Annotated in this window: 2 protein-coding genes; both read right to left on the bottom strand. The window is 52.5% G+C overall.

Going from position 1 to position 4,252, the window contains the following annotated elements; genetic code table 11:
- Nucleotides 1-2,757: PAS domain S-box protein (locus DP116_RS27260; protein ID WP_169158109.1), on the bottom strand; the 2,757-nt coding region annotated here is incomplete at its 3' end.
- Between the two features lie 177 nt (nt 2,758-2,934).
- The coding region (locus tag DP116_RS27250) for a hybrid sensor histidine kinase/response regulator (RefSeq protein WP_246275823.1) at nt 2,935-4,252 on the bottom strand (1,318 nt) is incomplete at its 5' end.

Here is a 4,252-nt window from a genome sequence, read left to right as displayed (position 1 = left end):
CAATGACTCTTCGGCGCGGGCGCGTTCAAGCCGCGTCCAGATGCGCGTCGTGATTTCGCGCAGCAATTCAATTTCGTCGTCTCGCCAATCGCGCGGCGCGACATTGTGAACCACCAACGCAAATCGCCATTGCCCGTCTCTAAGAAGCGGGACGCAGACCAAACCAGCAATGTCAAAAAAATCTTCAACCTGCCATGCTTCAACCAGCGAACTTTTGTGAACATCAGCGACGACGATGGTTGTTCCGGCGCGGCTCGCTCGCCGAAATTCTTCGCTGACGAACTGCGAGATCGGGACTTCACCGACAGCGCTAGGCAATTCCGGGCAATGCCAATCGTAGCTCATGATCACCTTGTCTTCGGCTTCGATGACTTCGCAAAAAATGCAGCGTCCGAGATTCAGATGCCTGCCGATTTTCGCGCCGAGCGCATTCATCGTCGCTTCAATGTTCGTCAAATGCGCGAGGTCTTGGCTGACTTCGGCTAAAAAGGCGAGATTTGTTTCGCGGCGTTTGCGTTCGCTGATGTCGTTGAAGAGAACCGCCACCTTGCGCTCTTGTGGTTCACCCATCCGGAAGGCGTAAACATCATAAAACCGCCCAAGTTCCTGGGCAGCGTTTTCAAACCGCTCTGGTACCCCTGTTAGCGCGATTCTGTCGTAAATTTCAAACCAGTGTGCCTCGTGAGAAGGCACTAGTTCGCGCACTGTTTTGCCAATCACGTCCACCAGTCCGGTCTGTTTCTCAAAGGCTGGATTGGCTTCAAGAAAGCGATAATCAGATGCTTTTCCACTTTCATCAAACAAAACTTCGATCAGGCAAAAGCCTGCGTCTATTGAGTTGAACAGCGTGCGGTATTTTGCTTCCGATTCGCGCAACGCTTCTTCTGCATTCCTACGCTGTGTCACGTCGTGAATCGCACGCACCGCATAGAGAAATCGCCCTTCGTCGTCCCGCACCGCAGTCGTCAGCACCTCAACCCACGCGCGGCATCCATCCCTCGTGACATAGGTTCGCTCATCGACATAGCTGTCGATTTCGCCGCGCACCAGCCGACTGTAATGTTCGCGCGCCTTATCCCTGTCCTCGCTGGGGATGCCATCGAAGATCGTGCGGTTGGCGAAATCCGCGAGCGTGTAGCCGCTCAATCGGGTGAACGTCTCGTTCATCCGCAGATAACGCCCCATCTCGTCGAGTTCGTGAATGCCGATGCCGGCGTTGTTCTGGGTGGCGCAAAGCCGCCGCTCGCTCTCGCGCAGGGCGACTTGGGCTTGTCGCTGCTCAATCAAGTCGGCGGCTTGACGGGCAAGTAAATCGAGAAACCGCAGTTCGCGATCGCTCGGTCGATGGTGTTTGCGCCAGTGGGTTGAAACCATGCCGATGGGTTTGCCCGAACGGGCAATCAACGGGCTGGACTGTGCCGAAAAATACCCAGCTTCAACGTGCATTTGCCCAGATCCATCAAGGTCTTCGCTCTGGGGCACATCGAAATCAACGAACGTGCGATTGCCTGTGAAGAGGGCAATACCGCAAGACGTGTTTGAACTGGCGTTAACGCGATAGAAATGATCGGTCAGATTTCGCTCAAACCCCTGGGTAGCGAGCAGCACCAACTCTTGCGTTGCTTCATCCAAAATTTGCACCGTTCCGGCATCTGCTCGCGTGAGGGCGATCGCCGCCGCCATAATCTCTTGATAAAGCGCCTGAATGTTGCCTTCGGTGACGAGCCGTGTACTCAGGTCGTGCAACAGTTGCGTATCTTTAAGGTCTGCTGCGATGGCGTCTTCGGTTTGTTTGCGATCAGTGATGTCATAAGAAACGGCAAGCACTGCATAAACTTCGCCATCGGCAGAACGCAGCGGCGTTCCACATGAGATAAATGAGCGATCATGTGCGTTGTGCTCATGCTCAAACGACTCGCCAGCAAGCCCCTGACGGTACAATCCCTCGTAATACGTCGTTAATTCGGGCGGCAGCACCTCGAAAATCGTCTTTCCGACAAAATCTTCGCTTTTGAATCCAGCAGCGGACAACGCTTGGCCTTCAGCAAGCAAGTAGCGCAGATCGCGATCGACGACAAACGCAGCCCCAACCGGTAGATTCTCGATCAAAGCGCGCAAACGTTCTTCCGCCAGCTTGCGCTCCACAACTTCCGCTTCTAAAGCAGCGTTGGCAGCTAGCAATTCTCTAGTTTGTCGCTGCTTCAGCAGGAGTGCTGCGGCTGTAAAGTCTGCCAGACTCGTCATCACCCGCACATCTTCCGCGTCAAAGTGCCGCTGCTCATAATGCGACATAATCCAAATGGTGCCGAGAGCATGGTTATCCGCCTGAAGAGGTAACACCAAGCCTTCGACAACTGGGGTTTTCGCTTCCTGAAAGTAGGTGAAATACCGTTCAGGATGGGAAAAAAGCACAGGGGCACCCCGCTCCAAGCAAACTCCACAGGGGCTAAAGTTGCGGGGTGTACTGCCGCCTACGTACTGTTTTAATGTTCCTGCTAACACATTCCAGCGAAAGATTTCTTCCCCACTAGGTAGCACTTCGAGTAAACTGACTCCGGCGCTTCCGGCACTGCATAACTCCAGCGCAATGTCAACTATACTTTGAAGCATCATTTCCGGCTGCACCAACTGCCGTGCTAATGTATGCAACGCCTGATTTTCCGAGAGCAAATTCGGCGAACGAGGCGGTCGCCGTGATAGGTCCTCAGTAATTAAAATGTCGTTTAAGGTAACGGTTTCTCTTTGAGGTCGTTGCATAGCACTTATTGCTCGCACACTGAGTTACCAGTTATCAGTTACCAGTTATCAGTTATCGTTGTCAGTTTTTGGTCACTGTTCACTGGTCACTGTTCACTGGTCACTGTTCACTGGTCACTGTTCACTGGTCACTGGTCACTGGTCACTGTTCACTGGTCACTGGTCACTGGTCACTGTTCACTGTTTGAATGGTAATCGAACTGTAAAGGTTGCGCCTCTTCCAACTCCGGCGCTTGCTACCTCAATCGTACCATAATGTAATTCCACCAACAGACGGGCGATCGCTAGCCCAATGCCCACCCCTCCCGGCGAATGACGGCTCGGCACTTCTGCTTGAGTAAAGCGATCAAAGACATAGGGAAGAAATTCTGGAGGAATGCCGAGTCCTGTATCGGTTACGGTAATTTGAGCAAATGTTGCCCCCCTAACCCCCCTTTCTGGAATGCCCGCAAAGGCTATAGTTTGGGGGGAATTGGGGAGCCAGTCCGATCTTGGCGGTTCCCGTCGAGGAGGAACTGGCGTGGATTTAGGGGGCTGTGAATCTTGGGCATCAGTAGTCACCTGAATTTCTACGCTTCCCCCCTTAGGCGTAAATTTGATGGCATTGTCCAGCAAGTTGGTGATGATTTGTTTGAGGCGATCGCCGTCTGCTAAAATATCAATTTGTGTAACGTTCGATATCGTCTCGACCAGTTGAATGCTCTTTGCCTGGGCCGCTTTACGAAATGTTTCAATCACGTTTTGTACCAGCGAAACCAAATCGACGAGTTGAGGCTTCAATTGAAACTTGCCAGAGAGAATGCTCGAAACATCCAGCAAATCTTTAATTAGTTTTGCTTCAATCGTCGCATTGCGCTCGATGGTTGCAAGTGCTCGTGCCATTGTTTCCAAATTTATGGATTTGGTTTGTAACAAGCGTGCCCATCCGAGAATCGTTACTAAGGGAGCTTGCAATTCATGGGTGACGGTCATGAGAAACTCATTCTTGAAGCGGTTCGCGGATCGCTCAAAGCGCAGCCATGCCAATTGGAGATGAGTTTCAACTCTTGCCATCAGTTCACGAGCAGAGAAGGGTTTGATCAAGTAATCATCCGCTCCTGTTGTCAAACCTTCGAGCGTTGCCTCTTCTGTTGCTCGTGCTGACAGTAAGATGATTGGAATACTTTTTGTTTGAGGATCAGCCCGTAGTGCAGCCAGCAATTGCAACCCATCCATCTCTGGCATCATGACATCAGTTAGCACCAAGTCGGGTGGGTGTTGCTGGATTTGGGTGAGGGCGATCACGCCATTAGGGGCTGTCTCCACCTGCCATCGTTCACTCAATAGCCGCTTCAGGTAGGCGCGCATATCCGCGTTGTCATCCACCAAAAGAATACGGGCTTTTGAAGGCAGAGGGGCAGAGGTGCGGAGGGGCAGAGGGGAGGATCTTGAATCACGATTCCCCTCTGCTCCCGAGCGAAGCGACCCCCCCATCCCCCCATCCTCTTTTTTCTCC

The sequence above is a fragment of the Brasilonema bromeliae SPC951 genome, from assembly GCF_012912135.1.
Taxonomy (GTDB): domain Bacteria; phylum Cyanobacteriota; class Cyanobacteriia; order Cyanobacteriales; family Nostocaceae; genus Brasilonema; species Brasilonema bromeliae.
The sequence above is the reverse complement of the archived record's forward strand: the minus strand, read 5'-3'. Positions and strand labels throughout refer to the sequence as shown.